Origin of the sequence: Paenalicyclobacillus ferrooxydans (assembly GCF_001399675.1) — a bacterium.
GTDB classification, from domain to species: Bacteria; Bacillota; Bacilli; order Alicyclobacillales; family Alicyclobacillaceae; genus Alicyclobacillus_B; species Alicyclobacillus_B ferrooxydans.
The window spans coordinates 64,982-91,391 of the sequence record NZ_LJCO01000085.1; the positions used below are offsets into that span (position 1 = coordinate 64,982).

Annotated in this window: 35 protein-coding genes and 2 tRNA genes; 35 read left to right on the forward strand and 2 right to left on the reverse strand. The window is 52.2% G+C overall.

What is annotated here, in order from left to right; translation table 11 throughout:
- Positions 1-3 precede the first annotated feature (3 nt).
- The 11 genes from AN477_RS19870 (at position 4) to AN477_RS19920 (ending at position 8,203) form a co-directional block, all read left to right on the forward strand.
- On the forward strand, positions 4-1,581 hold the full coding sequence (locus AN477_RS19870) for a hypothetical protein (RefSeq protein WP_054970932.1): 1,578 nt from the start codon (positions 4-6) through the stop codon (positions 1,579-1,581).
- Positions 1,582-1,859: 278 nt separating this feature from the next.
- Positions 1,860-2,399, forward strand: coding sequence for a hypothetical protein (locus AN477_RS19875; RefSeq protein ID WP_054970933.1), 540 nt, complete (start codon positions 1,860-1,862; stop codon positions 2,397-2,399).
- A 15-nt stretch (positions 2,400-2,414) separates the two neighbouring features.
- Positions 2,415-3,428, forward strand: coding sequence for a hypothetical protein (locus AN477_RS19880; RefSeq protein ID WP_054970934.1), 1,014 nt, complete (start codon positions 2,415-2,417; stop codon positions 3,426-3,428).
- On the forward strand, positions 3,429-4,286 hold the full coding sequence (locus tag AN477_RS19885; protein ID WP_054970935.1) for a fibronectin type III domain-containing protein: 858 nt from the start codon (positions 3,429-3,431) through the stop codon (positions 4,284-4,286).
- A 75-nt stretch (positions 4,287-4,361) separates the two neighbouring features.
- The gene (locus tag AN477_RS19890) at positions 4,362-4,844 is read left to right on the forward strand and encodes a C40 family peptidase (RefSeq protein ID WP_054970936.1); all 483 of its coding nucleotides are present in this window, start codon (positions 4,362-4,364) and stop codon (positions 4,842-4,844) included.
- Positions 4,845-4,856: 12 nt separating this feature from the next.
- Positions 4,857-5,153, forward strand: a complete 297-nt coding sequence (locus tag AN477_RS19895; RefSeq protein WP_054970937.1) for a hypothetical protein — start codon at positions 4,857-4,859, stop codon at positions 5,151-5,153.
- Between the two features lie 4 nt (positions 5,154-5,157).
- A complete protein-coding gene (locus AN477_RS19900) occupies positions 5,158-5,598 on the forward strand; it encodes a hypothetical protein (RefSeq protein WP_054970938.1) in 441 nt (146 codons plus the stop codon).
- Positions 5,576-6,070: a phospholipase D-like domain-containing protein gene (locus tag AN477_RS19905; protein WP_054970939.1), complete on the forward strand. Its 495-nt coding sequence runs from the start codon at positions 5,576-5,578 to the stop codon at positions 6,068-6,070. Before AN477_RS19900 ends, AN477_RS19905 begins: the two co-directional genes overlap by 23 nt.
- Positions 6,067-6,324, forward strand: a complete 258-nt coding sequence (locus AN477_RS19910; protein ID WP_054970940.1) for a hypothetical protein — start codon at positions 6,067-6,069, stop codon at positions 6,322-6,324. Before AN477_RS19905 ends, AN477_RS19910 begins: the two co-directional genes overlap by 4 nt.
- Before the next feature lie 5 nt (positions 6,325-6,329).
- Positions 6,330-7,622 carry a glycoside hydrolase domain-containing protein gene (locus tag AN477_RS19915; protein WP_054970941.1) on the forward strand — a complete coding sequence of 431 codons (1,293 nt, stop codon included), beginning with the start codon at positions 6,330-6,332 and terminating at the stop codon, positions 7,620-7,622.
- Positions 7,623-7,645: 23 nt separating this feature from the next.
- Positions 7,646-8,203 (forward strand): hypothetical protein, encoded by a 558-nt coding sequence (locus AN477_RS19920; protein ID WP_054970942.1) that lies wholly within the window; start codon positions 7,646-7,648, stop codon positions 8,201-8,203.
- Positions 8,204-8,232: 29 nt separating this feature from the next.
- On the opposite strand, the gene AN477_RS19925 is transcribed toward AN477_RS19920, so the two are convergent.
- Positions 8,233-8,445: a helix-turn-helix transcriptional regulator gene (locus tag AN477_RS19925; RefSeq protein ID WP_054970943.1), complete on the reverse strand. Its 213-nt coding sequence runs from the start codon at positions 8,443-8,445 to the stop codon at positions 8,233-8,235.
- A 185-nt stretch (positions 8,446-8,630) separates the two neighbouring features.
- On the opposite strand from AN477_RS19925, the gene AN477_RS19930 reads away from it, so the two are divergent.
- Both AN477_RS19930 and AN477_RS19935 read left to right on the forward strand, forming a co-directional pair.
- The gene (locus tag AN477_RS19930) at positions 8,631-9,095 is read left to right on the forward strand and encodes a hypothetical protein (RefSeq protein ID WP_054970944.1); all 465 of its coding nucleotides are present in this window, start codon (positions 8,631-8,633) and stop codon (positions 9,093-9,095) included.
- 2 nt (positions 9,096-9,097) lie between these two features.
- Positions 9,098-9,349 carry a hypothetical protein gene (locus tag AN477_RS19935; RefSeq protein WP_054970945.1) on the forward strand — a complete coding sequence of 84 codons (252 nt, stop codon included), beginning with the start codon at positions 9,098-9,100 and terminating at the stop codon, positions 9,347-9,349.
- Between the two features lie 95 nt (positions 9,350-9,444).
- On the opposite strand, the gene AN477_RS19940 is transcribed toward AN477_RS19935, so the two are convergent.
- Positions 9,445-9,533, reverse strand: a tRNA-Leu gene (locus AN477_RS19940).
- 264 nt (positions 9,534-9,797) lie between these two features.
- Between AN477_RS19940 and AN477_RS19945 the strand changes: the two genes are divergently transcribed.
- The 22 genes from AN477_RS19945 to AN477_RS20040 all read left to right on the forward strand — a co-directional run bounded on the left by AN477_RS19945 (position 9,798) and on the right by AN477_RS20040 (position 26,167).
- Entirely contained in the window at positions 9,798-10,304 is a 507-nt protein-coding gene (locus AN477_RS19945) for a cytochrome c-type biogenesis protein (protein WP_054970946.1), read from the forward strand.
- Positions 10,305-10,410: 106 nt separating this feature from the next.
- On the forward strand, positions 10,411-10,827 hold the full coding sequence (locus tag AN477_RS19950) for a cytochrome c maturation protein CcmE (protein ID WP_054970947.1): 417 nt from the start codon (positions 10,411-10,413) through the stop codon (positions 10,825-10,827).
- Positions 10,828-10,879: 52 nt separating this feature from the next.
- Positions 10,880-13,090: a cytochrome c-type biogenesis CcmF C-terminal domain-containing protein gene (locus AN477_RS19955; protein ID WP_054970948.1), complete on the forward strand. Its 2,211-nt coding sequence runs from the start codon at positions 10,880-10,882 to the stop codon at positions 13,088-13,090.
- Positions 13,087-13,974 (forward strand): hypothetical protein, encoded by an 888-nt coding sequence (locus AN477_RS19960; RefSeq protein ID WP_054970949.1) that lies wholly within the window; start codon positions 13,087-13,089, stop codon positions 13,972-13,974. Before AN477_RS19955 ends, AN477_RS19960 begins: the two co-directional genes overlap by 4 nt.
- Positions 13,975-13,978: 4 nt before the next feature.
- Entirely contained in the window at positions 13,979-14,602 is a 624-nt protein-coding gene (gene ccmA, locus AN477_RS19965) for a heme ABC exporter ATP-binding protein CcmA (protein WP_054970950.1), read from the forward strand.
- Entirely contained in the window at positions 14,596-15,273 is a 678-nt protein-coding gene (locus AN477_RS19970) for a heme exporter protein CcmB (RefSeq protein ID WP_054970951.1), read from the forward strand. Before ccmA ends, AN477_RS19970 begins: the two co-directional genes overlap by 7 nt.
- Positions 15,274-15,276: 3 nt before the next feature.
- Positions 15,277-15,990, forward strand: a complete 714-nt coding sequence (gene ccsA, locus AN477_RS19975) for a cytochrome c biogenesis protein CcsA (protein WP_054970952.1) — start codon at positions 15,277-15,279, stop codon at positions 15,988-15,990.
- Between the two features lie 5 nt (positions 15,991-15,995).
- On the forward strand, positions 15,996-16,157 hold the full coding sequence (locus AN477_RS23990) for a CcmD family protein (protein ID WP_083486506.1): 162 nt from the start codon (positions 15,996-15,998) through the stop codon (positions 16,155-16,157).
- Between the two features lie 3 nt (positions 16,158-16,160).
- Positions 16,161-16,598 carry an acyl-CoA thioesterase gene (locus tag AN477_RS19980; protein ID WP_054970953.1) on the forward strand — a complete coding sequence of 146 codons (438 nt, stop codon included), beginning with the start codon at positions 16,161-16,163 and terminating at the stop codon, positions 16,596-16,598.
- A gap of 223 nt (positions 16,599-16,821) precedes the next feature.
- Positions 16,822-16,896: transfer RNA gene (locus tag AN477_RS19985), tRNA-Val, on the forward strand.
- Positions 16,897-17,098: 202 nt separating this feature from the next.
- Complete coding sequence (ytxC, locus tag AN477_RS19990; RefSeq protein ID WP_054970954.1) at positions 17,099-17,998, forward strand: sporulation protein YtxC; 900 nt, start codon at positions 17,099-17,101, stop codon at positions 17,996-17,998.
- A gap of 407 nt (positions 17,999-18,405) precedes the next feature.
- Complete coding sequence (thrS, locus tag AN477_RS19995) at positions 18,406-20,349, forward strand: threonine--tRNA ligase (RefSeq protein ID WP_054970955.1); 1,944 nt, start codon at positions 18,406-18,408, stop codon at positions 20,347-20,349.
- 142 nt (positions 20,350-20,491) lie between these two features.
- Entirely contained in the window at positions 20,492-20,683 is a 192-nt protein-coding gene (locus AN477_RS24795) for a hypothetical protein (protein WP_157062084.1), read from the forward strand.
- A gap of 6 nt (positions 20,684-20,689) precedes the next feature.
- Positions 20,690-21,211 (forward strand): translation initiation factor IF-3, encoded by a 522-nt coding sequence (infC, locus tag AN477_RS20000; protein WP_083486508.1) that lies wholly within the window; start codon positions 20,690-20,692, stop codon positions 21,209-21,211.
- Positions 21,212-21,341: 130 nt separating this feature from the next.
- A complete protein-coding gene (rpmI, locus tag AN477_RS20005) occupies positions 21,342-21,542 on the forward strand; it encodes a 50S ribosomal protein L35 (protein WP_054970957.1) in 201 nt (66 codons plus the stop codon).
- 117 nt (positions 21,543-21,659) lie between these two features.
- Positions 21,660-22,019 (forward strand): 50S ribosomal protein L20, encoded by a 360-nt coding sequence (gene rplT / locus AN477_RS20010; RefSeq protein ID WP_054970958.1) that lies wholly within the window; start codon positions 21,660-21,662, stop codon positions 22,017-22,019.
- Between the two features lie 85 nt (positions 22,020-22,104).
- The gene (locus AN477_RS20015) at positions 22,105-22,905 is read left to right on the forward strand and encodes a TrmH family RNA methyltransferase (protein WP_169787930.1); all 801 of its coding nucleotides are present in this window, start codon (positions 22,105-22,107) and stop codon (positions 22,903-22,905) included.
- A 55-nt stretch (positions 22,906-22,960) separates the two neighbouring features.
- Positions 22,961-24,181 (forward strand): MFS transporter, encoded by a 1,221-nt coding sequence (locus tag AN477_RS20020; protein WP_054970959.1) that lies wholly within the window; start codon positions 22,961-22,963, stop codon positions 24,179-24,181.
- Between the two features lie 21 nt (positions 24,182-24,202).
- Positions 24,203-24,718, forward strand: coding sequence for a divergent PAP2 family protein (locus AN477_RS20025; protein WP_054970960.1), 516 nt, complete (start codon positions 24,203-24,205; stop codon positions 24,716-24,718).
- Positions 24,719-25,014: 296 nt separating this feature from the next.
- Complete coding sequence (locus AN477_RS20030) at positions 25,015-25,233, forward strand: spore coat associated protein CotJA (protein ID WP_054970961.1); 219 nt, start codon at positions 25,015-25,017, stop codon at positions 25,231-25,233.
- The gene (locus AN477_RS20035; RefSeq protein WP_054970962.1) at positions 25,230-25,496 is read left to right on the forward strand and encodes a spore coat protein CotJB; all 267 of its coding nucleotides are present in this window, start codon (positions 25,230-25,232) and stop codon (positions 25,494-25,496) included. The genes AN477_RS20030 and AN477_RS20035 overlap by 4 nt, the downstream gene beginning before the upstream one ends.
- Before the next feature lie 101 nt (positions 25,497-25,597).
- A complete protein-coding gene (locus AN477_RS20040) occupies positions 25,598-26,167 on the forward strand; it encodes a manganese catalase family protein (RefSeq protein WP_054970963.1) in 570 nt (189 codons plus the stop codon).
- Positions 26,168-26,410: the final 243 nt, after the last annotated feature.

Genomic DNA, 26,410 nt, shown 5'->3' on the forward strand with positions numbered 1-26,410 from the left:
ACCATGGCATTCAAGCCTATATGGTACGTCCTCATTACGCCAGTCGGAGGTACTGCGCAAGATGTGAGTTTCTACGTGAGTGACATGACAGCCTCTGGTGGTGGAGGGTTGGGCAGCAGCGGCAGTCCTCCAAGTGGGGGCGCTGTCGCTATTGACATCCAAGATTCTACGACAGACCAGGCATCCACATTCTCACTCAACTTGTGGGACCACGAGAACACTGGACTGCTTACGCAGTTTGGCATTGGCGACGAGGTTCAAGTCTGGACGGATACCAGGGAATCACAAAGCGACATCACTGAAACAGCAACTGTCACAACCGCAGGCATCAGCGTTCCGGTGAAAGCGTGGCTTAGTCTGTCGGACACGTCATTGCAGACGAGTACCAGCGTGGACGGGAAGATGTGGGGGCCATTCGCGCCGGTTAACCCTGACGGTACAATTCAATCGCCTCCCTACCGCTGGATAAAGGTGAACAGCGGCAGCGCGACAGTCACGTACAAAGCGATGCCCAAACGCCTTACAGGGCTCGTCACACAGTACGACACTGGACAGTCTGGTCCCAATTTCAAAGCGATTGCCCTGAGCGGGCAGGACTACACCAGCAAAACTATGAACGTGCTCGTCACAGGTGCTTATTTGAACCAGACGTACGACTACATCATTAAGGACATTCTCTCGATTTACTTTCCGGACATCACAACGAATCATGTGGAGACTGGCGCCGGAACGGTTGACTACATCTCGTTTCAGTCGAAGGCTGCGTTTGATGCCTTTGGTCAGCTTGCAAACATGGCAGGATGGGACTGGTATGTGGACGAGAACAAGGACTTCCACTGGTTCAGTGCAGCCGAGAATCCGAATCCGATTGTCCTCACCAACACAGGCGCGAATGCCAACGTGCTTGAGGGAAGTGTCAAGGTTACCGTTGACGGTACGCAGATGCAGAACAAAATCACGTTCTACGGTGGTTCGTACGAATCATCTGCTCGGACAGAGTCACGCTTGGGTGACGGTCAAACCACGACCTGGCAATTGACCTATCCAATTGCCAAGTATGTGAGTTACGCGAATGCAAGCCAGCTAACGCCACAGACACCCACCGTCAGCGTTAACGGCGTCGCCAAAACTGTGGGGCAAGACGGTATCGACACCGGCATGGACTTTTACATTTCGACCGGCCAGAACTATATCACCCAGGCTCAGGGAGCTACGCCACTGGCATCCGGAGACGTGCTGACTGTCACATACACGTATTGGATTCCACTTATCATTCAACAGCAGGTGGACGCGTCTATTGCCCAGTTCGGGGTCTTTGAGGGAGCCATGACCGATTCATCCCAGACGAATACCGCGACGGCGGTGGCTATGGTGCAAGGTCAGCTACAACAACATGCGTGGCCCATCGTGTACGCCGCTTGCGATAGTTGGGAGCCGACCTTTGCGAGTGGCCAAAACGTACAGTTCAACCTACCAGACCACGGCCTCAACGATCAATGGATGCGGGTAACACAAGTTCATCATCAGATGTCGAGTGAAGACTACATCGTAACTGTAACTGGTTACGGTCAGCAGGCGTGAGGTGATGATATGCGACTGATACCGCCCAGGCAAACCGATGTGATTGCCGCTTTAGCTTCTCGTGTGTCTGCACTTGAAGGAGCTGCTTATAACACCAATAGCATTGTGTCGATGTTCAAGCTTTTTACAGAGACACCTACTGCCACTGACACCTTTACGATTTCTACACACACCTATCATGTATGTGGCACTACTACTATCTGCGGCCCGAATGAAATTTTGTAGCGTCGCTGCCTAAAGTGCCCCTGACTATGCTGAGTGCATAAGGGGGCATTTTCGTGTTTCGTGAATTTCCGCAAGCCTATGGTCATGTCCGTCTGAAGACGTGGGACGAGTGGGCGAATGAGTATATCAAGCGTTCTTGGTATGTTGGGGGCAACCTGAACGAAGCTATCCAGCGCGCCGAACGGGACGGCTTCAAGCCTCGTATCCGATACGATGACCATAACCTTGTAGAGGACAATGGATTCGGCTTAATTCTCGCGTTGCTTGGAAACACAGCTGGCGCGACCGGACTCCAATACGTTGCTCTCGGACAGTCGAACACAGCACCAACCGGAGTCGAGACGGAGTTACCTGATGAACAAATACGAATTGCAATCTCATCGAGTTCGATAGCAAACAACCAACTGACCGTTACCGGCTACTTTGACACTGACCAGGCAAACGTCCTACTCGGGAGCGCTGCGTTGTTCGGGAACGGCGCGACGGACGTGGCGAACAGCGGGACCATCTATAGCTATGTAACGTATCAACAATTTACCAAGAACAACTTGGAGAGCCTGACCGCTCAGTGGGCTCTCGGGTTCACGAGGTAGAGAGGAGGGGCATGGATGCCATACAACAAGACGACTTGGGATGACGATACAACACCTTTGTCTGCTAGCAATATGAACCACCTCGAGACGCAGTACGACGAGGCGATTGCAGATATCACAACAGAGCCGCAGGTATACTCTGCACTACAATCGTTTGAAGGTGGTTTTGGTGGAAACGCAATAATTACTCAAAATGGTGCGGTCTCTGATCAATATCTAGGTGGATTCGTCGAGTACAATGGTGCTTCTGCCACCACACTTACATTGCCTGACCCAACCGTCAACGGCGGCAAATCGATAACGATATGGAGTAATGGAACGCAACTTACGCTATCAACGCTGAAAGGTTCATTTTATGGAGTGGGAGTATCTGCTTCGACTACGATGCCTGTAGCCGATCAGCAGACTTTGATCCTTTTGTCGGACGGGTATAACTGGATCGTCGTAGGTGGATCTAATTCATTTCTCCGTACAGACAGTGGAGCACCAAATCAACAAACCGTTCAGAATTCGGTGTCATTCAAGTCAAACATTTTTCCGAATGCGATAGGTTTGACAGATTCATCGGGAAACATAACTGGATGGTTGTTGCCACAGTCAGGCGGTGGTTGGTATTTCGCCAACAAAGCCAACAGCGCATCTACACTTGCAATGACGGATACTGGTGACATGACCGTAGCCAACAACATAACAGCGGCAGGGAGTATCAATGGCACTGGCCCGGGGCACATCAGCTACTCAAACACATACACCACGTCCACTAGCGAGAGCGTAACGATTACGATCAGTGGCCTGAATGCGGGTGCCTCGGCATATGCGTTGGCCATTACTGGTTTGGGCAACTATCCGAATCAGGTGGTTGTTGGAAATGGTTCAAGTTGGACGAGCAACGGCGGTACGTCTTACGGAGATCCAGAGGCCACGATTTCGAGCATCGACTTATCTGGCGGCACATTGACTATCGTAATTGGTTTGGGTGTAAGCGGAGCATCTACTTTCAATATTGGCGTGGAAGGGATGGTGCTATAGATGATCTACATGGCTATCGATGCAAACAGAAAAATCGGAGAGCGTTTGAAAGCAACATTGACAGCAACCCCAACTTGGGCGACGAACACATTCGAGGATGCTGACGCGGATGCGCTCAAGGCGTTCAACGACGCAGCACATTATACCTACGACTCGACATCGCAGACATGGACGTATATGCCACCCACGACACAAGAGCAGTTCCAACAATCGCAATCCGCCAAGTTCGCATGGCTCGAATCTGCCGTCTCCGCCAAGGTGGCGGCAGGGTTCCCCTCTTCTGCTGATAGTACACAACGGTACTATGCCATCGCAGGGGTAGATGCTACAGGTATGACACCGATGCAAAAGTGGACAAGCGTGCTCACCATGATTGCAGCGGGACTTGGTGAGGATAGTTACACCATTAAGGACATGAACGGCGACATGGTCACACTCACGCAAGCGCAGTATAAACAGTTTGCCGCGGATGGGCAGAAGTTTATGAACAAGACCATCGAAGCGACATCATGGACGAAAGAGGCACAAATCAAGGCGTGTACAACAGAGGCCCAGCTCGAAACGATTGGTTGGCCGAATCCTAAGCCGCCGTCGGTTCCACAAGGTTTGACCGGCACAGCAGGTACCGGGGAAGTCACACTGACCTGGACTGCAAACACGGACGTAACAATGATTGACGGAGGCGGCTATAACATTTACCAAGACGGTACGAAGGTTAATACGGCGCTTGCCACAAGCACGACTTATACGGGAACAGGATTGACGAGCGGGACGAGTTACAGTTTCGCCATCAGCGCAGTGGATACAGATGGGAATGAATCAGCACAGAGCACAGCGGTTGCTGTGACCCCTAATTAGCGTCGCTGTACCCAATCACATATCAGACGATGGACTCGTGGAGACGCGGGTCCATTTTTGTTTGGGGGTGAGACCATGTTAAATCCGGGAGACCTGGTATTCGTTCGAGGATATCTGAGGAGTCCGGTCGATGATGCGATAAAACTCGGTGAAACGCTGTTGGACAAGCGGTCGTTCGATACGAACTACGTCCATGTCGCCGTGTACGTCGGGGGTAACACAGTAATGGAGGCGCAGGGCTTACGCAAGTCAGGCCCTGCCAACATCGGCGACTATACCGGCGACTACGACATTGGGCACATCACGATGACATATGAGCAGCGCCAACAGTTTCTTGCAGCTCTCCAAAAGGAGAACAACTTGCCATATGACTGGCTCGGCATCTTCTGGCTCGCAGTCAAGGCACTCACAGGGTACGACCAAAAGTACCGCGAACACCGGCGAAGGTATTGCAGTAAATACGTGGGTTGGGCCCTCTGGCGTGCAGGTATATCCGTAAACGATGAGACTCCAGAATCCTTAGCCCACGATGCCAGGGTGACGATTGAGAAGAGTTAGGAGCGTGGGCAAGTGGGACAAGAAAACCAAGAAGCGAGGTTGGCAGTTGCAGTCAATGACATCGAGTGGATCAAGGATTCCCAACGTTCTACCAATCGCGGTATCGAACAGCTGCAGACCACCTTAACGCAATACATGAAAGAACAGGATGACCGCTCAGAAAAGTTCGCCACAAAAGAAGAACTCAGCATCGTACGACGAGACGTCACGAAGCTCAAGGAATGGCGGTGGAAGGTCGGGGGAGGTCTGGCTGCGTTGTCATTTTTGATGGGGCTTGCCGCCGAGGCCTTGAGGTCATGGAAGGGGTGAGCAAATGAGTAAAGGTCTTCATTTCAATCCGGAAGAAGAAGCAGAGTTCCAAGAGATGGTCAAGTTTCATCCTCGCGGATTCAGTGAATGGATGGGTGTGAAAGCCGATAGGGTTGCGAACACCATTTGGATGTTTTTCTTCCTGCTCCTGTTCAGCCTGGTCAGCTACATCTTTCTAAAGCCCGTTCTGAATCAAATGTTGTTCTTGTCGAATACGTACCAGTTGGTGGCGCTCCCGGTGTTAGGCATTGCGACAGGCCTCTCGATGCTCATCATCCTACGGTTCCTCTTCCGAATTCTGCTTGAGATTCGAGCCGAATTCCAAGAGTTAAAGCAAATGCACCGTGAGCAAAGGGCGTCCTATAAAGAACGTGATGAGAAGTTGAATCGAATACTCGAGCGGATCGAGGGAGGTGAGCATTGTGTCAGCAGAAGTCGGTCTTAAAGTGGCTACGTATTTCAGCCCAGATGACGACACACAACGGGTCTTTTTAGACTTCATCAGACAAGCACGGAGTCAGTTGCGAATCGCCATCTATGGACTGCACCTGCCCCCTCTGATTGATGAGTTGGTCAATCTTCATCGGAGCGGTGTGGATGTGGCACTCGTTATCGATCATACCCAAGCCCGTGGAAAGTATGAGCGTCCAGAAGTAGAGCAACTGCGTGCCGCGGGTGTTCAACTCCTCCAGGGCACGAGTGAGAAACACCACATCATGCACCACAAGTTTGCTGTGCGGGATGGTGTCTCCGTGCTCTCGGGGTCCTGGAACTTCAGCGAGTCCGCTAGCCTCGAGTCCAACTACTTTGATGTGGTCGACTCTGATGTTCGCGCGCAGCTGTTTCTCTCGAAGTGGCAGGAAATATGGGACTGGGTATCATCGCATGAGCAGAAATACCAGGAGGTGTCCAAATGAAGGCAAGCGTAGGAAGAATTGTGCATTACGTGCTCATGGACCGCTACGGATACGAGCAACATAGGCCGGCTATTGTCGTCCGGAATTGGTCGGACGAAGGCAACCCGAACGAGGATATGGTGCAACTCCAAGTAATCACGGACGGAACGAATGACGGAACCCAGTACGCAAGTGGCCTCTATTGGGCGACCTCAGTCCATCAGGATGAGGATATGAAGCGTGTAGGTACCTGGCATTGGCCGGAGAGGGAGTAGCATCCATGAAGGCCATCGATACCGCCTCCGTCATAGACAAGTCCATAGCTGCAGCCTTCCGCAACGACGGTATTGAAGCTGTATTCGGATATCTCGGTCCGTGGAGCAAATGTCTGACACCTGCGCGTCTGCAAATCTTACGAGACGCAGGCTATTTCATTGGATTCTTCTTCGAGGACGATCCGACATATGCGAAGTACTTCAGCCTATCTCAAGGTCAGGCGGACGCAAATGTAGCCATTCGACACGCTGAGGCGCTTGGTGTTCCGCACGGTACCGGCATCTGCTATACGGTGGACTACGATGCGCAAACCGGTGATATTCCGTCTATTTGTGCTTACCTTGCGGGTGTGAAACATGCGACAACCGGAAAATACAGAGTCGGACTGTACGCCAAAGCGAGCATTCTCCAAGCACTGCGGGATGAAGTGGACTACCTCATCGAGCCGTCAGCCTGGGCAAATGGCGCACAGGTTACGGGTGTCGCGGCTTATCAGAACAGCGTGAGCGTGGCACGCCACGGGATCTCCGTGGATATCGATGATGTCTACGAACCGTCAATTCTCTGGACACCGCCAAACAAAGGAGGGAATGCGTTGACCGCACTCAAGATTCAGATCAACGGACAACCGCAAGAAGACGGCATACAGGTCCAAGTCGGCAATGACTACGTAACTTATGTTCCGCTCACCGTGTTCATCAAGAACGGGATCCCAGTCGAGCAAGTAGGGGACAAGTACATCGCGCATGGGGTCACGTACACAGCAGAAACAAACGCAGCTCTGGAACCGTTCCTGCCGTGGACTGCTCTCGGTGTCGGTGTGATTCCCAAGAAGATAGCAGACGGTTGGAACTTTGTGATTCCGATAGATGTACCAGCGTCTTCATCTTCTTCTGTTCCATCGATCATCAACGGTCAGGAGGTCGTTGACGTCATTGAGGGAACGGTCAATCCATCTGATGGAAAGTTCTACTTCCCTGCGAAACTCAACGGTGTAGCAGTCGATGTCGTGCTCGACACTGGGGCTCTGAGGCTCGAAGTAACGGAACAAGTCGGACAGGATGCAAACCTGCCGAACGATGGTCCCGCATATCTCGGAGGTGTGGGCGGCTCAGGGCAAGCCGGATACAGCAGCACAGGTACGCTCGGAGTCGGAACAAAGACGTTTCCGAATACGCCGATCTATGTTGTGGGGTCGGTGTTTAACTTGCTCGGGAGCACTTTCCTGAACGACAACGGTCTTGACCTGCTGCTGAGCTACTCGACGAACAAGGCGTATTTCTTGAAGCGCAACTAACCTTTTGAGGAGTGTGAATAAGGATGTGGAATCAATTGGACTGGACTACTGTATCGACTGGTGTTGGTGTGGTATTGGCCGTTGGGGTGTGGGGAGAAAAACGATGGACAGCTATCAAGAAGGCTGATCCGCAACTTGTTAAGGAGCTACCGAAGGCCGTTGTGAGGGCTGCCGACGGTGTCGGATCATTCTTTGTCAACGTTGCCAAGATGCCCATGTTTGCAGGTCTTGCTGCCAAGGGTGAACTGCAAGCGCACCATATCGAGCAGCATCTGATGGATACACACCTGGCGCTCGCAGCGGCGAAGGCAGTTGGCGTGTTCAACTCGGCGCTCAATGTCACAGTAGACAAGTTGAGCGCAACACAGCGGACAGACATCATCGAATTTGTACGGAGCGAACTCAAGAAGGTCGGAGTCGACAAGACTGACGCTGAAATTGTTCAGGCGTTGAAAGCTGCGCAGGCTGAGTTTGAAAACATCGAGAAGACGGTCGTGCCCGTGGTTCAGCAGCATGACGCGGCGGTACAGGCTTGGTCCGCTACCGATACAAAGCCAGCAGACGCACAGCCGGTTGCTTAATCCTAAACGGATATGAAAAGCCCAAGGCGTTAGTGGCCGCGGGCTTTTTCTTCGTCGTCGGGCCAAATTTCTTCAATTGGCACCCCAAGTGCTTTCGATATCGCCCGAGCGCTTTTTAATGTAGGTTCGCTCTTGTGGTTACACAACGAACTCATGGCTGCGTGAGATATCCCAGTTTGTTCTTCGAGCCATTTCTGCTTGATGCCTCGACTCTTGAGAATGTCCTTCAGTTTCGACTCCATGTATCGCTCTCCATACAAAAAAGTTTATAGGACAAGATATAACTTTGGTCATCTGCCCATACTCTTTATCGTCCGGAGTGGAACTCAGTGGCACTGGGGCAGAGGGGCACCTCCCTCGTGCTTAAAAGTTGCCCCTCTGCCACTCGGTGGCGGACTTATTCCTTCCATAAGGAGTGATGGTTCACATGATGAGGAACAGGGCAGACAAGAAACGGAAAGTATCACCGTATGTACCACAGTATATCAGGGGGCATGTCCACGAGGTGGCGAAACACCTGCGACAGTCCGATGGGGAAACGGGAACGAAGCTCGTCCTTGCTACGCTCAACGATTTCCCTACGTTGAATCGACTAGCACCCTACATGTGGCGTGACTATGCACATGGAACCCATGCATGGATTGGCCACCGGCAACATGAAAACTTGGAGAGGGTAGTCAACCCGGTAGGAGCCGTGATGGAACGGTTAACAATGAGGTTCCTCGAAGATGATTGGGCATCGTTGGACGCGCTTGGATTCGCCTTTGGTCGGCCAGTGGCACATGCAGCTGCTGCACTGCTCCGATACGCACATGATTATCCCCGTCTCACCATGATGGTTGCTCCGAACTTTCGGCCTCCGAGCCCATACCAATTAGATAGGATGGGATGAGTGTGAGTTGGTGGAACGAAGCAGTGATTGGTGTGCCACGCGTAACATGGAAGAAAATTGAGGACTTGGTCGATGAGGTTTACTACATGGAACAGGGTGACGAATTGGAGAGCCACGAGCGCAGAGACTTGGCCGAGCGACTTGCAGTGCACATCCTCGAGGAGTATGTGCAGCAGTATTTTGGAGAATCGGCAAAGGTAGCTGCTGAGATGTTTCGGCAGCGTCGTCGAGAGCGTCAAAAGTTCCTCGGATGAGCGTCCGAAAAAGTTTGATTAGAAGATGAATAGAAAAACGCGTCTGATAAGAAGAAAAGGGACCTCGGAAAAATCCCGAAATCCCTTGTCGTTATTGGTGCCGAGGACCGGACTTGAACCGGTACGGGGAGTTATCCCCGGCAGATTTTAAGTCTGCTGCGTCTGCCGATTCCGCCACCCCGGCATGATAAAACTCCCAATCAGCAGATTGCCGTGCGGTTAATATACCGCTGAAATGCCTCTCAAGTCAAGACAAGTGGCGTATTTGTTAAAACGAGTTCCATATTTAAGTAAGGTTTCTAACGAAACGTTTGAACGGGCTGTGTGGTCATAGTATATTGGAGGCAGATGTTGTGACACGAACTTATTGGGTGAGGAAGCCTCCATCGTACGTCATACCTCACCTTGGTTTTCCTTGAGTTACGCGCAACATCCAAGGAGGCATGGTATGTCAAAACCATCAAAGGCTTCTGCCAAGGGTCCCGTCTGGATTGCTGTTATCGTAGTTATCATTTTGCTTCTTATTGGTTTTGGGATCCGGGCCGTAGGCGAGGCCGAATATAACCATTTAGCACCTGCAGAGAAAGTCGATGTCATTTGTGAGGATCTTCGTGCACCTGGGGACCCATCGACAGTGGCCAACTCCAGTCTCGGATTGGCATTCGAGATCCGTCAACAGGTGGCTGTTGACGTTGAACGGGGAATGTCGAAAAATCAAATCTTGGATGCAATGGTCACAAAATATGGGGACAGCGTCTTAGCCGTGCCGCGTTTCAGAGGCTTCGGCCTGCTGACTTGGTTTGCGCCCCTTGTTGTGGCAGTGTTGGTCATGTGGGGGATTTTTAGGTTTATTCGCCGTTCGGCAGGTGCGAGAAGTGAGCGTGATCACACGGAAAGCCAACAGGAGTTTTCTGAAGCTCCACGTGTCAGGTCGAGATTAAAAGATTACCTGTAGTTTTTATCGTATTGTCTTGTTGCTGTCAATCTAGATGCTGTGGAAACTTGTGCGCTAAGACAGCCACAGGCGTAGGGTAGAGTTCTGTTGGAAAGGCGTGACTGTAATGACCACTCGCACCAAAATGGTGATAGCGCTTGTTGTCGTGGTCGGTGTAATAGGGATGTTAGTACGCACTGCAGTTACTCATGCGAGTACGTACTATGTGACAGTAAATGAGTTCTTTCAAGAGTCGCCTGCCGCACAGCACGACCCCACAACGATCAGCGGAGAAATCATCGGATCGTCCGTTCAGTGGAACCCAGAAACCAGTATGCTGAAGTTTGATGTGCAAGACAAGAGCGGCGGCAAGACTTTGCCGGTTGTGTATCACGGAGCCAAGCCGGACGATTTCACAGATAACTGGCCGGTGATTGTAACAGGACAAATGCAGTCGGATGGGAGTTTCCTTGCCTCCAAGTTGCTTATTAAATGCCCGTCCAAGTACGAAGCGGCAAATCAGACTGGAAATTCAGCGAGGTAACACCGTACACATCGTCGGACGGACGCAATATGCATTGCCAGGAGGTCTATGATTGCTGATCGGTATTCTTGGAGAGTTGTTACTACGGGCACTGTTCGCCGTTACGGCGCTCAGTGTCATCGTTCATATTGGTGCGATTTGGACGGGCCGTTCCGTTTGGCGTCGCCTTAGCCGGGTCTCGATGGCGGTGCAGTTTGCCTGCGTCGCTTTGTCATCTGTCGGTTTACTGTACTTATTAATTACGACGAATCTGAATTTTTCCTACGTAGTTGACTACACCAGTCGCGGGCTCCCCTTGGTGTACCGTATCGCGGCTTTCTGGGGTGGAGATGCAGGATCACTTTTGTTCTGGTCGCTGGTCTTAACGCTCTATGGCATGGTGGTTTCGTTCTCGAGGCACGAGGACAGCGACCGTATGTTGCCGGTCGTTTCTCTGATTGTGACCCTTGTGACACTTTTTTACGTGATCGTCATGAATGTCGGCGCAAATCCGTTTGATCGGTTACCACACCCGGCGGCCATGGGCAACGGTCTCAATCCGCTGTTGCAAAACCCGGGTATGACGGTACACCCGGTCAACGTGTATTTGGGCTATATTGGCTTCACGATTCCCTTTGCTTATGCGGTGGCCGGACTTGTCCTGAACAAAACCGATGCCACGTGGCTGCGCGTCACACGCCGCTGGACACTTGTATCGTGGCTGTTTCTCGGCATTGGTATTATCTACGGTGCGCACTGGTCATACGAGGAACTGGGGTGGGGCGGATATTGGGCATGGGATCCGGTTGAAAATGCTGCCTTGCTGCCCTGGTTGACTGCTACAGCATTCCTTCACTCGTCGATTGTTCAGGAGCGCAAAGGCATGCTGAAAGCATGGAACGTCGTCCTCGTCACGTTAACCTACTTTCTTTCGCTGCTTGGGACATACCTGGTTCGCAGCGGCGTATTGTGGAGCATTCACGCGTTTGCAAACGGGACGCTCGGCCAGTACTACCTGACCTTCATGGCCATTATTTTTGTCTTCACAGTGACGCTCATTATCCTGCGTTGGCCTGCACTCCGTGCAGAACGTCAGTTTGAGGCTGTGGTCTCCAAAGAGTCCGCCTTTATGCTAAACAACGTGCTGTTCCTTGGGGCGACCTTCGCTATTTTGTGGGGCACGGTGTTTCCGATTGTGTCCGAAGCTGTCACGGGTCATCAGATGATGGTTTCTGCACCGTTTTACAATGCCGTCAACCTGCCGCTCGCCGTCTGTATCATTCTACTGATGGCTATTGGTCCGTTTGTGGCATGGCGCCGGTCTTCACTTGCTAAGGTACTCAAGTCTATCTGGCTGCCGCTCGTTATTGCAGTTGTGTTGGGACTTGGGGCGACCTTGTGGTTGAGTAAGATGTATACAGCACCGACCACCTTGGCGACAACGGGGTTGATTGCAGCCTTCTTTGCTGTCCTTACCGTTGTATTTGAATATGTGGAGTCGATCCGTGCAAGGATGGTCTTGACTGAAGAAGGATGGCTGGTGTGTTTTCTGCGTCTGCTCGATAGAAACCGCCGCCGTTTTGGAGGATACATTGTCCACTTGGCTCTCGCGGTGATCGCGCTGGGGATTGTCGGTTCGGGCTCGTACCATATTCAGAACCAACAGATCATGTCGGTCGGGGATACTGCCACTATCGGATCGTACCAGGCAAAATTTGTTGGCATGGGCGTGTCTCAAGGGGCTGGCGGTGAAACTCGGACCATGTACGCCAATCTTATTGTTTCCCGCGGGGGACACACCATCGGCGTATTGCGTCCCTCGGCCACTTTCTACGAGAATGGCGATTCTCCGACGACTAACGTAGCCCTCTTCTCGCGTCCGATGCGCGATCTTTACGTAGTGATGCTGGGAACTGCGCCTGGCAACAAGGCCATCTTTGACCTGCACGTCAATCCGATGGTGCAGTTTATCTGGTACGGTGCGTATCTGTTCATTCTCGGGACGCTCGTGAGTTTGTGGCCGGAAAGAAAGCCCGCTAAGCGGCGTGCTGAAGTTGGCGTCTTCGTCGACAACTTATACGAGGACCTTGCGGACCTTGAGTACGATCACCGCATGGGTAAGGTTGACGAGGCAGATTACAAGAGGCAGAAAGCCGAGTTGCAGCAGAAAATTACTGAAGCGGAGGAAACGCGCCGCACCATGCTTGAACGCATGGAACGGGAACTCGCCGAGGAGACCCGCAAGCTGCCCGGGACAAAGGCGACGGGGGGTGCATCCTCTTGATACGGCGATCCGTTCTTCGTTTTTTGACGGGACTCTTCAGCGTTGTCGTTTTTCTGCTTCCGGGACAGGCTCTGGCAGCAACGGGTGCAAACCTTGTGGTTCCGAAAGAACAGGTTTTTTTGTTGCCGACCACGAACAATGCGCTTCAAGTGGTGTTGCAGGTCACGGTAGAAAACGGCACAGCGTCTCCCCAAGACATTCAGTTCGTCTTGCCGCGGGGGGCAGAAAGCCCGACCGTGCAGGGTGTGAGTAAGAATGACGTACAGGAGCAAGGCCAATTGCTGACAATCAAAAACGCGGCGAAACCAGGGACGTCAACGGTTGTAGCAGCGTATTCCTTGCCGTTTTCGGGACAAACATCTGTCCAACTGACCTTGCACACCGAGTATCCTGTGTACTTGATGAACATCTTCGTTCCAATCGGCAATGTAGCCTTGTCTGCTCCAGGGCTCATGCCGGATACGCAGACGACGTCGATTGCCGGAACAGATTTTCGTGTCTTTAGTCACGGTGCGATGGACGCGAACTCAGACTGGACCGCCAGCCTCTCGATGTTGCCAAATGTGACGAGCAACCAAGCTGTCCAAGGCTTACCCGTGATTGGCATGGACAGTCAGAGTGCAGCGACCACCTGGCAAGCAATTGGAAACCTGGCGATGGCTGCCGCAATTCTGGTTATTGCGCTGCTTGGAATCAGATCGACTGTTGGAAAAGGGGCAACTGCGGTGAAAAATGGACCGCAAGAGGCCTTGATGCGCAGCTGGGAAGAAGCGGAGCGGGCCTTCATGGAAGGACGTCTGGAAAAGTCTGACTACGAACGCAGGACTTCATCGATCAAGCGACGATTGGCACAGATGAGACAGATGGAATCGGTGAAGAGGTGATCAGGTGTTAATCCTCGAAGGCGTAGCGAAGGAGTACAATCTGAAACCGATACTTGAAGACATTCACCTGAGTCTTGAACCAGGCCAAGTATACGCGCTCACAGCACCGAACGGCAGTGGGAAGACGACTTTGTTGCAGATGATGGCTGGGCTGGTTCGGCCCACACGCGGCAGAGTCCTCTGGGATGGCGGCCCGATTCGGACGACTCACCGCAGACATTTTGGGGTACTGTTGCAACAACCGATGTTGTATGGGGATTTATCTGCCAGCGAAAATCTCGCGTTTTATGCTCGGCTATACGGACTGCCGCAGCACCGACAGCTTGTTCAGTCATGGCTCGAACAAGTCGGCCTTGGCGATACGGCCGCACAGAGAGTGCGCAGTTTCTCAAAGGGGATGAAACAGCGCCTGGCTCTCGCCCGCTGTTTTATTCATAAGCCGGATGTATTGCTCCTTGATGAGCCATTTGACGGACTTGACGAACGAGGTCGGGCTATTCTGACCAGACTCTTCGAACAGCGAATCAACGATGGCGCAAGTGTGTTTCTGGTTACGCATCGAGAAGACGAGGTTCGCATTGCCGCCAGGCGGTACACCCTTCGCTTTGGCAGGGTCACCGCATGTTGATGGCGTGGAGCATGTTCTGGACATTGGTGTGGAAAGAGCTCCGAACCGAGTTGCGCGGCGGGCGTCTCGTGGCCTCGACGCTGGCGCTCGGAGTACTCCTCTTCCTAGTGGTCGGGATTGCGCTCAATGGCGCAAGTAACCTGACTGCAGACTGGAGTGCCGGATTGTTTTGGATGGTCGTGTTCTTTGCGACATCTATCGGTATGACCAGGGCAGACGTAAAGGAGCAGGAACTTGGCGGTTCTTTGGGAAGTCTGCTGGCTCCGATAGATAGGAGCCTCATCTTCTACGCCAAATGGTTCTCCACATTTATTATTGTTCTGGTTTCTGAGGTCGGCATGCTGATTGCTTTTCTAGTCATTTTGAACGCACCCGTACCGCAGAATCCGCTTCACTTTGCGCTTGTCGTGATGGGTGGTACGCTTGGACTAACGGGGATTGGCTCTTTTCTGGCACAATTGGCTGGGTCAAGTTCATTGCGGGACATTCTCGTACCGTTGCTCTTGTTCCCAACAACCATCCCGTTGTTTATTGCCTTGATTCGTCTGACGGTCATCAGCATGGTTCCGACGGTGTCCGGCGCGCACATTTGGGTAGAAGTGTTGGTCGGTTACCTTGTTTTGTTCGCTGTAATGCCATTTTTGCTCTATGAAACGATGATGGAGGTGTAGGCCTTGGGCAAGTCATCTTGGTTCGGAGTGATTGCGGTCGCCGTTCTCGGGTTCCTTTGTCAGTACTTTGCACTCATTTGGTCACCACCCGAGAAGACGATGGGGAATCTGGTGCGCATCATGTATTTCCATGTCGGCAGTGCTTGGATTGCCTTTCTTGCCTTTTTTGTTACGGCTTTATTCGCTGTCATTTACCTCATCAGACGCAATCTGCTGTTTGACCGGATTGCGGTGGCGTCGGCCGAAATTGGCGTCGTATTTACCAGCTTTACCCTGATTACAGGGTCTCTTTGGGCAAAGCCGATTTGGAACACGTGGTGGACGTGGGACCCGCGCTTAACGACAACTTTGATCCTCTGGTTCCTGTACGTAGGTTACCTGCTGCTGCGGGGGACTATCGAAGGACTCGAGCGCCGAGCCAGGATTTCCGGGATATTTGGAATTGTGGCGTTTGCCGACGTTCCAGTCATCCATTTTGCGGTGGAATGGTGGCGCTCCATTCATCCACAGGTGATTGACGAGACCGGGTTCAACATGCCGGGAACCATGATCTTCACGTTGATGTTCGCCTTCGCGGTGTTTTTTGTCATTTATCTCTTGTTGTTGGTGTTGCGAACCAGGCAAGAGACTCAAAAACAGCGTATGTTCCTCATCCGCCAAGGGCTGCAGGAACTTCGTGCAAAAGCGTTTGACGATAGTGTCCGAGGGGAGTCTTGAGGGTCATGCAGCAACTGGGTTACTTGTGGGGTGTCACAGCCGTGGTATGGCTGGGCACAGCCTTGTATATTGTGTCTCTGATGCGCCGACAGCACAAATTGCAGCAAGAGTTACAACAGGTCGAAAAGAGCCTGTCAGACTTGCGTCACCAAACAGGGAGGGAGTAAAGGATGGAAGCTGTAGTACGCACAACCCTTGAGGTGAGATGGGGCGAGTGTGATCCGGCAGGAATTGTCTACCACCCTGCATATATTGACTGGTTTTCGGTTGCCCGAATGCGCTTTTTAAAGGCCAATGGCGTATCTTATATGGAGGAGTTCCACGACAGTGGTGTTGTCCTTGTCGTCCTTGAAGCGACATGCCGATACACGAAAACACTGCGTGCTGAAGACGAGGTGACGATTGCCGCTCAATTGGTGGAACGGTCTCGAACACGCTTGGCACTCACGTATGACGTTTTCAACGCAGAGGCTGAACTTTGTGCAACTGGTCGGACGGAACATGCCTTTGTTGACATGCAGACCAATCGGGCTGTGAATCTCGGTCGAAAAGCACCGCGACTCTGGGAGCTGTTGCTAACACTGCCGATGTCTGAGAATCCTGCTTAAAGGGTTCCGGGACATTCGTACATTCTGGACACCTCCCCCTGTCAAATTCCGCTTTTGCCAGTGTCTCGTGCCTACAACGTAGCACGCAGCCATACATACGGTAGCAGGGAGAGGCGGAGACCAGTGAAGGAGCTTTGGTGCGGGTTTCGTAAAACAGGTGCCCATGATGTTGACGTTGACTTCTAACGGCGATGCGTGCTAAGATATGCTCTGTCCCAAATGAGCGGCTGTAGCTCAGAGGGAGAGCACCACCTTGACACGGTGGGGGCCACAGGTTCGATTCCTGTCAGCCGCACCAATGGCAAACCGCCGACGCAATGTAATTTTGCGTCGGCGGTTTCGTTATCGTATAGAGACAGCAAGTCCGATGGAAGGCTGATGTAGTCATCAGAATAGCTTCAATTTGGACGCCTGTGCTCTTGTGCTTTTTCAGGTATATCCGCTTCCACCTCAGTCCCATACTGTCAGTATGACGCGAAGGACCGGAAGGATGGATGACCGTGCGCATCATCAAACTGGAATCCGAGCTCGCCGCTGCCGACATAGCGCGGAAGCTGACAGAGGCGGGCCTACTACTAGAGCAACAAAACACGGCAGACACAATGGTTCTCTTGCAAGTGTTGGACTGCGATGAGGCGTATTGCGCCAAGGTCGCCGAGTCCATTGCAAGTTTCCTGTTCAACGAGTGGGTGTACGCCTACATCAATGAACGTCTTAGTGAACGTCATTCGTATCTGAACGACGATGAACGAGAGTATGTTTCGCTGTTGACGCTTCATGCGCTCAGAAAGGCAACCATTGGAGATCGAACGATGGATGTCTGGGAGCAGGACTTGGCCGTAGCACTGGAGCAAATGCTCCACAAGACTGCCGTCACGCATCTTGATCTTGTTGGCTTCATGCGGTTTCGTGCTCGAGATGTGCTCTCTGCAACGGATACAGGCACCGAAGAATTTGTCAGCCAGTTTCTGGCTGATCGAGAGTACGAGGAGTTTGTGTCGCTATTGCGTTATATGCTTGAATCCCAACCCTCGACACGCCAGGTTGTTCATGTCTTTTGTACAGACGAACGCATGTGGTTGTGCGATGAAACGGGTGCATTGATTTCTGACGAAGACGTATCTCAGGCCGCGTATCAGGTTTCTGACGATGGCGAAGTCAATGTTGAAGACCTCGCCATGAGCGTCCTGATTACGCGATCCCCGTGCAAGATTGTGATTCACGATATTACTCATGCTGCACCGTGGCCCAGCTTTTCAGAGACTGTGGAGCGAGTGTTTCTGGAGCGAGCCACGCGGTGCAACCACTGTGCTGCCTGTACCCTTCTTGAACATGGAGACACATGTCCTTCGGCTGTCGATGGTCACCTGTTGGCGATGCCAGACGACTACGACGTTTGACGAGCAACACCGGGCGTGTTCACTGGGGTATATCAAACCGTCTGCTGCTTGACTTTTTGGTCTCCGGTAGCTATAGTGAAACACAAATTCTACGACATGATTTGCAATGCGGAAAGACGCGCCAAAGAATATCCGTGTACAGAGAGTGAGCGCCGCTGGCTGGAAACGTTCACCGTCGGAAACTTGTGGACACCACTTTCCAAGCAGTTATCGGGGCTGCCGTGAGGCAAAAACGACAACCGGGGCGCACGTTATACGCATCAGAGGGCATTGCAGACACGATCAGTGGGTTCTTTACCTCGGTCATCCACTGCACTGCTGAATCTGGGTGGAACCACGGGAACTACGTTCTCGTCCCAATCACGGGGCGAGGACGTTTTTTATTGCAGAGAAAAGGAGAGAAGACCATGTCGGACATCGTAGTGCGTCTGAAGGACGGATCAGAACGGAAGGTAAGTGCCGGAGCAACGTATGCGGACATCGCACGCGACATCAGCTCACGTCTTGCGAAAGAGGCTGTTGCTGCAAAAGTTAACCGCAAGGTTGTCGACTTGTCGCGCGAAGTCGAGGATGGGGTAGAACTTGAAATTTTAACCTTGAAGGACAAAGATGGCGTCGATACCATGCGCCATACCGCAGCCCACATCATGGCGCAGGCTGTGTCACGGATTTTCCCCGGGACCAAGTTTGCCATCGGGCCTGTCATCGAGGATGGTTTTTATTACGACTTTGCCGATCACGTTTTCACCCCTGAGGACCTGCCGTTGATTGAAGCTGAGATGGCGAAAATTATCGAGGCCGATTATCCCGTGATTCGCGAGGAGATTTCACGGAATGATGCCTTGAAGATGTTCTCCGACCGCGAAGACCGGTTTAAGGTGGAAATCATTCAGGACCTCCCTGAATCGGAGATCCTTACCATTTACAAACAAGGTGAGTTTGTCGACCTCTGCAGAGGTCCGCATGTGCCATCGACAGGGAGACTCAAGGTGTACAAGCTGATGTCGCTTGCAGGTGCCTACTGGCGCGGTGACTCCGACAGGGAACAGTTGACCCGCATTTATGCGGTCGCTTTTGCCAAGAAGGCCGAACTCGATGAACACCTGCGTCTGCTTGAAGAGGCGAAGCAACGGGATCATCGTCGACTCGGGAAAGAACTTGGCCTTTTCATGCTCTCCAAAGAAGTTGGCCAAGGCCTGCCGCTTTGGTTGCCAAAGGGCGCGACCGTGCGCCGGATTGTGGAGCGATACATTGTCGATCTCGAGGAACGCATGGGTTACAACCACGTCTACACGCCGGTCCTCGCCAACGTGGAGCTGTACAAAACCTCAGGCCATTGGCAGCACTACCATGAGGACATGTTTCCGCCGATGCAGATGGACAACGAAGAACTTGTTCTGCGCCCAATGAACTGTCCTCATCACATGATGGTCTATAAGTCGGAAATGCGCAGTTACCGGGACCTTCCGCTTCGGATTGCGGAACTTGGAATGATGCACCGCTATGAAATGTCAGGTGCCTTGGCGGGACTGCAGAGGGTGCGGGCAATGACACTGAACGACGCACACCTGTTTATTCGGCCGGATCAGATTCAGGAGGAGTTCTCGAAGGTTGTCCGGCTGATTGAGCGTGTGTACAAGGACTTTGGCATCAAGGATTACTACCATCGCTTGTCCTTCCGTGACCCAGAGGACAAAGCGAAGTACGTGGATAACGACGAGATGTGGGAAAAGGCGCAAGCGATGCTCCAAGACGCGATGAAGCAGATGGGGCTCGACTACGTTATTGCACCCGGAGAGGCCGCATTTTACGGACCGAAACTCGACGTACAGGTTCGCACAGCGCTCGGTAAGGACGAGACCCTGTCAACTGTCCAACTCGACTTCCACTTACCGAATCGCTTTGACCTAGAGTATATTGGGGAAGATGGTAAGCCTCACCGGCCGGTCGTCATCCACCGCGGCGTTGTGAGTACGATGGAGCGCTTTGTGGCGTTCTTGATTGAAGAATATAAAGGCGCATTTCCAACCTGGTTGGCCCCGATTCAGGTTCGCGTGGCCAGTGTAGCCGACGAATTTGCACCGTACGCAAATGAGGTCGCTGAGCGGTTGCTCGAGGCTGGATTCCGTGCGGAAGCGGATGTGCGTCCGGAAAAGATTGGCTATAAGATCCGCGAAGCGCAGGTGCAAAAAATCCCGTTCACACTCGTTGTGGGTGAAAAGGAACGAAGCGCAGGTGCCGTAAGCGTACGTAAATACGGCCAGGGCGATCTCGGTCAGATGTCAAACGAAGCCTTCGAAGGACTGCTGCGGGAGACAGTGGTTAGCAAGCTGCCGCTCGTGGAAAGCTGATGATGGACATGTGGGCTCCTCGTCGCTCGTTCGCGGCGTTGAGCTACAGCCTCCAGGCCCATCGGGCTGGATAAAAAACGTTTGCGTTGACGTATTGAATCGAACCGTGTAAAATGAACAAAGAGTTTAGATGTCAATATGAGTGAAGAAGAAGCGTCCCGCTTCTCACCTGCTCGGTGTAGTGCTGACAGGTTGGTCTATCTTGCCGTCAAAATGGCACAGCTTGCAAGCTTTGCAAGTCGATGTGCCTGCGGTTAAAGACGTGATAGAAGCGCGGACAACAGTCCGCGCTTTTTTGATGGATGCGGGAACAGGATTGATCCAATGGAGGTGACAGGATATTAGCAAAGAGTCTTTTCAAGTCAACGACGGAATCCGGGCGCGTGAAGTGCGCGTCATTGACGAGGATGGAGCGCAACTTGGGATTATGAATCTCCGAGACGCCCGTCGGATTGCGGAAGAGAAGAACCTCGACCTGGTGAATGTTGCTCCGAACTCCAAGCCACCCGTTTGTCGCGTGATGGACTACGGGAAGTTCAAGTACGAACAAAGCAAGAAGGAAAAGGAAGCAAAGAAGAACCAGAAGATCATCGAACTGAAGGAAGTTCGCATGACGCCGAATATCGAGGATCATGACTTTCAGGTCAAGTTGAAGAATGTGATGAAGTTCCTGTCTGAAGGGGACAAGGTGAAGGTTACGGTTCGTTTTCGCGGCCGTGAAATCACGCACCCGACAATTGGCCAGCAGTTGCTCACCAAGATGGCACAAGCAGCCGGTGAAGGCGTGATTGTGGAACGGATGCCCCGGTTGGAAGGCCGTCACATGATTATGATTCTCGCACCAAAACAGGCGTCATCCTAATTCCGCCGAGACTTGGTTTTTTGAGTTGACACGGGTAGCCCCGGCGTCAGAAAGCAGACGTATGTCGGGGATACCTTAGTGTGTCGCTTTTCACCTTGACGTTGAAGCACTGAAATGGAGGACAGCACGAATGGGTAAGATGAAGACTCACAGCGGCCTTTCCAAGCGTGTGAAAAAGACAGCTTCTGGAAAGCTGAAGCGCGCTCATGCATTTGCATATCACAAGGCAGTAAAGAAGGCACCAAAGCAGAAGTTGAACCTGCGCGGTACAACATTGGTGTCTGCCAGCGACGTAAAGCGTATCAAGCAAATGATTGCCTACATGAAGTAATTAATTTTATGTCAGACAAGCCTGCTAATCGAGGAAGGCGTCGGTTTATCCGGTCTGACAGCATTACCACAGCATTACCAGGGCTCACATCACGATGGCTAGAGAGGAGTACCAAGAATGGCACGAGTAAAAAGCGGCATGGTTACCCGCCGTCGTCATAAGAAAATTTTGAAGCTCGCCCGTGGATATCGCGGTTCGAAGCATCGTTTGTTCCGGACAGCAAAACAGCAGGTTATGAAGTCTCTGATGTATGCATACAGAGATCGTCGCGCAACCAAGCGCAACTTCCGTCGTCTCTGGATTCAGCGTATCAATGCAGCTGCACGCATCAACGGACTGTCCTATTCCCGTCTGATGTACGGTCTGAAGCTGGCTGGTGTTGAAGTCAATCGTAAAATGCTCGCCGATCTCGCAGTGGCTGACAGCCAGGCATTTTCACAGTTGGCCAACGTGGCGAAGGAAAAGCTTCAAGCGTAAGGACATAGCAGTGAATGTCCCGGTCGGTTCGGCCGGGACATTATTACATAAGTTAAGTATATCCATGCGGCCAAGAGCCGCACGAGTGCTGGTTCGGCAGGTGAAGGGTATGTACATCGAGTCGCAAAAAAATTCAAAGGTTCAATTGTGGGCAGGGCTCAAGACGAAGAAGGGTCGTTCTTCCCATGGGTCATACCTCGCCGAAGGTGCACGGCTTGCTGAAGAGGCACTTCAATCTTCGAGGGTTGTCGAGAGTGTGCTGGTTGATGTGGCGGCACGTGACGATTATCAATCACTGCGAAGTTTGGCTGTTGCCAAAGGGGCTGAAGTTTACGAATTATCCCCGCAGGCATTTCTCAGCGTATCAGATACCGTGACTTCTCAGGGCATCATTGCGGTTGTGCGCCAATCGGACCTTTCACCGGCATTTCCAGCATATACGCTTGTTCTTGATGGGGTTCAAGACCCGGGAAACGTAGGCACCCTCCTCAGAACGTCTGACGCGTTCGCGGTTTCAGAGGTGTGCTGCTCTGAAGAAACGGCCGATCCGTTTTCTCCGAAGGTTGTCCGTGCTTCCATGGGGGGGACTTTCCGTCTATCGATTCATCGCATGAACGCCGCATCCTACATCCGAACTTGGACGGAGGCCCACCCAGATGGCGACATCATCATTACGGAGGCGGATGGCGAAATTGCTTGTCACGAAGTGGATTTTTCGAAACCGGCGCTCATTGTCATTGGCAGTGAGGCTGCCGGTGTGTCTGCCGCTGTTCGCACCCTTGCTTCAAAACGGGTATTCATCCCGATGACAGCAAGTGCTGAGAGTTTAAATGCTGCAGTTGCAGGCAGCATTGTATTATACGAATCGTATCGACAGCGACATTAGGGCGGTAGTAGACCTGGTGTCTGCAATCGCTGCGAGACCTTCGAGGAGGGGCTGTGTGAGCCAACAAACTGAAATGCGGGAAATATTTACGAAACCGAAGTTGGCTGCACTGCTTACCTTAGGATTGGCCGAGTTTGTTCGCGGCTCACTGTTGTTTTTTATCCTGCCGATTTACATTCGGGGTGTGCTTCAATTTTCGGCGAGTGTGGTAGGGTACGCCATGGCAGCCCACTACACACTCGATACAAGCATGCGCGGACCGTCCGGATGGTTAACGGATCGGTTTGGTCAGCGAAAAGTTGCGGTGACGGCATTGTCGGTGGGATTTATCGGACTGCTGCTGATTGCTCGATTCCGATTTGATTGGTCCATTATCCTTGGGAGTGCACTGCTTGGATTGGGTATGGCGGCCATTTGGCCTGCCGTGGTATCCAGAATCACAGGCGGACTGCCTGCTTCCGCCAACGCAACCGCCATGAGCGGAGTGATGATGGCATGGTTGCTTGGTGTCGGGAGTGGAACAGTCACCATGAGTTTCACGCTCGGACGACATGTGCAAAGTGGTTTTGCAACACTGTTGCTGATCTGGCTGGTTGGCATTGGATTGGCAGCCTTGTCGCTTCAACGCTATCGACCAGAAGACCATCATCGCAAGCGACTCGGTTTCCGTAATATCGTCTCGCAGGTCTATTCTGTTCGCCTGCTCCTGCCGGGGATTTTTGTGCAAACCTTTATCATGGGCATCTTGATGCCAGTTTTTGTGCTCTACACGCAATATGACCTGGGACTGAGCGGCAAACTGTACAGTGCACTTCTTGTCAGTGCCGGCGCAGCCACGGTGTTATTCCAGTTGCCTGTAGGGCGCCTGGTCGACCGATTCGGGTATAAACTGTTTCTGATGGTCGGCTTTGGAGCGTGTGCAGTGTTACTGACTTTTGTCGCACACGTACATGTCCTATGGATGTTATTTGTTGGTATGATTGGCGTAGGCGCCAGTTACTCTTTCATACTCCCGTCATGGAATTCCGTTTTAGCGAAGAGTATCAGTGCAAAACGCAGGGCAGTCATGTGGGGTGTATTCATGACGATTGAAGGCCTTGGGATGGCCACGGGTCCATTGGTCGGCTCCTGGTTGTGGGATAGATTTCTGCCAAGTACGCCATTTTTCTTCGCAGGTGTTGTATTGCTTGTCATGATGACATTTTACGGATTAGCCCCGATTGAACGTGGATTTGATACGGCCAATGAACAGCAGAGTGCAGGTGGACAAGGGTAAGCGGGGTGGAGTTCTGTGTGGATGAAGTTTGACCCAGATGAGTACATCTGGATAAGCCCACTAGTAGCTATGGTGGTTGCTCAGGTGTTAAAGCCGATTCTCGTTATGATTCAGCTTCGACGGATAGATTGGCAACGTATGCGCCAGTCGGGTGGTATGCCTAGTTCGCATACTGCGCTTGTGATGGCGCTCGTGTTTGAACTCGCGCTTCGGTACGGCGGGTCGGATCCGCGCTTGGCTGTGGCCATATTCGTCGCTATCATCGTCATGTACGACGCTGCGGGAGTGCGCTGGCAAACAGGACGCCAAGCAGCCGTTTTAAACCGTCTCCTGCACGACTTGCAGGCCAGGGAGCAAACCGAGCCAGTGATTCAGATGCAGCAAAAGATTGTCGAAGGTATGAAGCCATTGTCTGTCGTGAAAGCACCGTGGTGGTTAGTGGATTGGCCGGTTCTTAACGAACAATTGGGGCATAAACCGACTGAAGTCTTGGGTGGTGTCGTCGTCGGAGCTGCAGTCGCGTTGTTGCTGCATTGAAGCAGCCTGCACACAACAGCATGTGCTGGCGACAGTGCTGAATGGAAGACGGTGCTCAACGAAGGCGGTGCTCAAGGAAGACGGTTGCTGTTCACGAGTCACGAATCCGTAATGGATTAGAATTCCAGAAAAGTAGTGAAACAGCGTGCCAAATCAAAGCTGATTTGGCACGCTGTTTTTATTGCACCCAAGACTCTCAGCCGGCCCTTCAGGTTATGACCCAAGTATCCCCCGCATATTATTCACTCGATGAGGGATTTTCTCGGACTCCGGAACCAGACTGGAGGAGATGAAAGATGGATTCACAATGGCGCCCCTTTGACACCTACCACAGTCCGTTTGACCCTTGCCCGCCAAAGCCCAAGTCCTACATTGTGCCGCCGAATCAATTCATTGTATTTCAGGCAAAGGGCATGAAGCAGTTTGCCCCCCAGGAAGCACTCAAGCGAGGTACGCTCTGGCCAGATTTATACAGTCCCTACGAGGCAATGCCACAGGGAGGGGCGAGGTCATGACGACACCACAGGTACCAAAAGAATACTATCGTTACCTCCATGAACTGCAAGCGATGGACTTCGTCTGCCTAGAGCTGTCACTTTACTTAGACACACACCCGGACGACCAACAAGCGATTGCGCAATTCAACCAGTTTCAGCGTCGTAAGCAGGTGCTGTCACAACAGTTTGAAGCCAACTTCGGTCCGTTGAAAGAATACGGGAACAGTCCGATTGGGCATCGTTGGACATGGTCAGTCGGACCGTGGCCATGGCAAGTGTAAGGTACCAACTTACGAATACGCTTGGGATAGCTGTGACTTTGAACAGTGCGCGTTCATGGTTTCGATTTCCTAGCGGGTGAGGATGATGGGGGGGTTGTTTGGTGTGGATCTATGAGAAAAAGCTCCAGTATCCTGTTCGAGTGAGTAAGTGTGACCCGAGGCTGGCGAAGTTCCTCATTGAGCAATACGGTGGGGCAGACGGTGAACTTGCTGCAGCCCTGCGATATTTGAATCAGCGTTACACCATACCGGACAAAGTCATTGGACTCTTGACCGACATTGGCACAGAGGAGTTTGCACATCTTGAAATGATTGCAACGATGGTTTACAAGCTTACAAAGGATGCGACGCCAGAGCAGTTGAAACAGGCCGGACTTGCGGAGCATTACGTCGACCACGGGTCTGCTCTGTTTTACCATAACGCGGCGGGTAATCCCTGGACAGCAACCTACATTCAAGCAAAGGGCGATCCGATTGCAGACCTTTACGAGGACATCGCTGCAGAGGAGAAGGCAAGGGCGACTTACGAGCATATCATTAACCTGACCGATGATGTAGACATTCAGGACAGTCTAAAATTCCTTCGTGAGCGTGAAATTGTCCATGCACTGCGTTTCCGAGAAGCTGTGGAAATGCTCAAAGAGTATCAAACGGAGAAAAAGGCATTTTAATCAGGGAGCAAAAACCCACGACTATTTGCCGTGGGTTTTACGTACGTCAAACACACGCCACATCTTTTGGCCGTCAACCACTCAGTACATCACTGAGTGGGATGTCGTCTTGGGATAGCGACTAGTAAGGAATCACCTAACATCTAGGAGACATCATCACGTAAATCTATGCAAACACAGGTAAGAGGGCCGCTGTTCTAGAAGCTGGGTAGCGGCCCTTGTGGTCTGTTGTATGTTGCCTGG

Bases quoted from the DNA above. Each gene is read 5' to 3' on its own strand.
- AN477_RS19950 (WP_054970947.1), top strand. From the start codon at position 10,411: ATGACCACTCGCACCAAAATGGTGATAGCGCTTGTTGTCGTGGTCGGT.
- AN477_RS19930 (WP_054970944.1), top strand. From the start codon at position 8,631: ATGATGAGGAACAGGGCAGACAAGAAACGGAAAGTATCACCGTATGTA.
- AN477_RS19925 (WP_054970943.1), bottom strand. From the start codon at position 8,445: ATGGAGTCGAAACTGAAGGACATTCTCAAGAGTCGAGGCATCAAGCAG.
- AN477_RS20025 (WP_054970960.1), top strand. From the start codon at position 24,203: ATGAAGTTTGACCCAGATGAGTACATCTGGATAAGCCCACTAGTAGCT.
- AN477_RS19980 (WP_054970953.1), top strand. From the start codon at position 16,161: ATGGAAGCTGTAGTACGCACAACCCTTGAGGTGAGATGGGGCGAGTGT.
- AN477_RS19970 (WP_054970951.1), top strand. From the start codon at position 14,596: ATGTTGATGGCGTGGAGCATGTTCTGGACATTGGTGTGGAAAGAGCTC.
- rplT (WP_054970958.1), top strand. From the start codon at position 21,660: ATGGCACGAGTAAAAAGCGGCATGGTTACCCGCCGTCGTCATAAGAAA.
- AN477_RS23990 (WP_083486506.1), top strand. From the start codon at position 15,996: ATGCAGCAACTGGGTTACTTGTGGGGTGTCACAGCCGTGGTATGGCTG.
- AN477_RS19885 (WP_054970935.1), top strand. From the start codon at position 3,429: ATGATCTACATGGCTATCGATGCAAACAGAAAAATCGGAGAGCGTTTG.
- AN477_RS19915 (WP_054970941.1), top strand. From the start codon at position 6,330: ATGAAGGCCATCGATACCGCCTCCGTCATAGACAAGTCCATAGCTGCA.
- rpmI (WP_054970957.1), top strand. From the start codon at position 21,342: ATGGGTAAGATGAAGACTCACAGCGGCCTTTCCAAGCGTGTGAAAAAG.
- AN477_RS19920 (WP_054970942.1), top strand. From the start codon at position 7,646: ATGTGGAATCAATTGGACTGGACTACTGTATCGACTGGTGTTGGTGTG.
- AN477_RS19880 (WP_054970934.1), top strand. From the start codon at position 2,415: ATGCCATACAACAAGACGACTTGGGATGACGATACAACACCTTTGTCT.
- AN477_RS19945 (WP_054970946.1), top strand. From the start codon at position 9,798: ATGTCAAAACCATCAAAGGCTTCTGCCAAGGGTCCCGTCTGGATTGCT.
- AN477_RS19870 (WP_054970932.1), top strand. From the start codon at position 4: ATGGCATTCAAGCCTATATGGTACGTCCTCATTACGCCAGTCGGAGGT.
- AN477_RS20035 (WP_054970962.1), top strand. From the start codon at position 25,230: ATGACGACACCACAGGTACCAAAAGAATACTATCGTTACCTCCATGAA.
- AN477_RS19900 (WP_054970938.1), top strand. From the start codon at position 5,158: ATGAGTAAAGGTCTTCATTTCAATCCGGAAGAAGAAGCAGAGTTCCAA.
- thrS (WP_054970955.1), top strand. From the start codon at position 18,406: ATGTCGGACATCGTAGTGCGTCTGAAGGACGGATCAGAACGGAAGGTA.
- AN477_RS19890 (WP_054970936.1), top strand. From the start codon at position 4,362: ATGTTAAATCCGGGAGACCTGGTATTCGTTCGAGGATATCTGAGGAGT.
- AN477_RS19910 (WP_054970940.1), top strand. From the start codon at position 6,067: ATGAAGGCAAGCGTAGGAAGAATTGTGCATTACGTGCTCATGGACCGC.
- AN477_RS20030 (WP_054970961.1), top strand. From the start codon at position 25,015: ATGGATTCACAATGGCGCCCCTTTGACACCTACCACAGTCCGTTTGAC.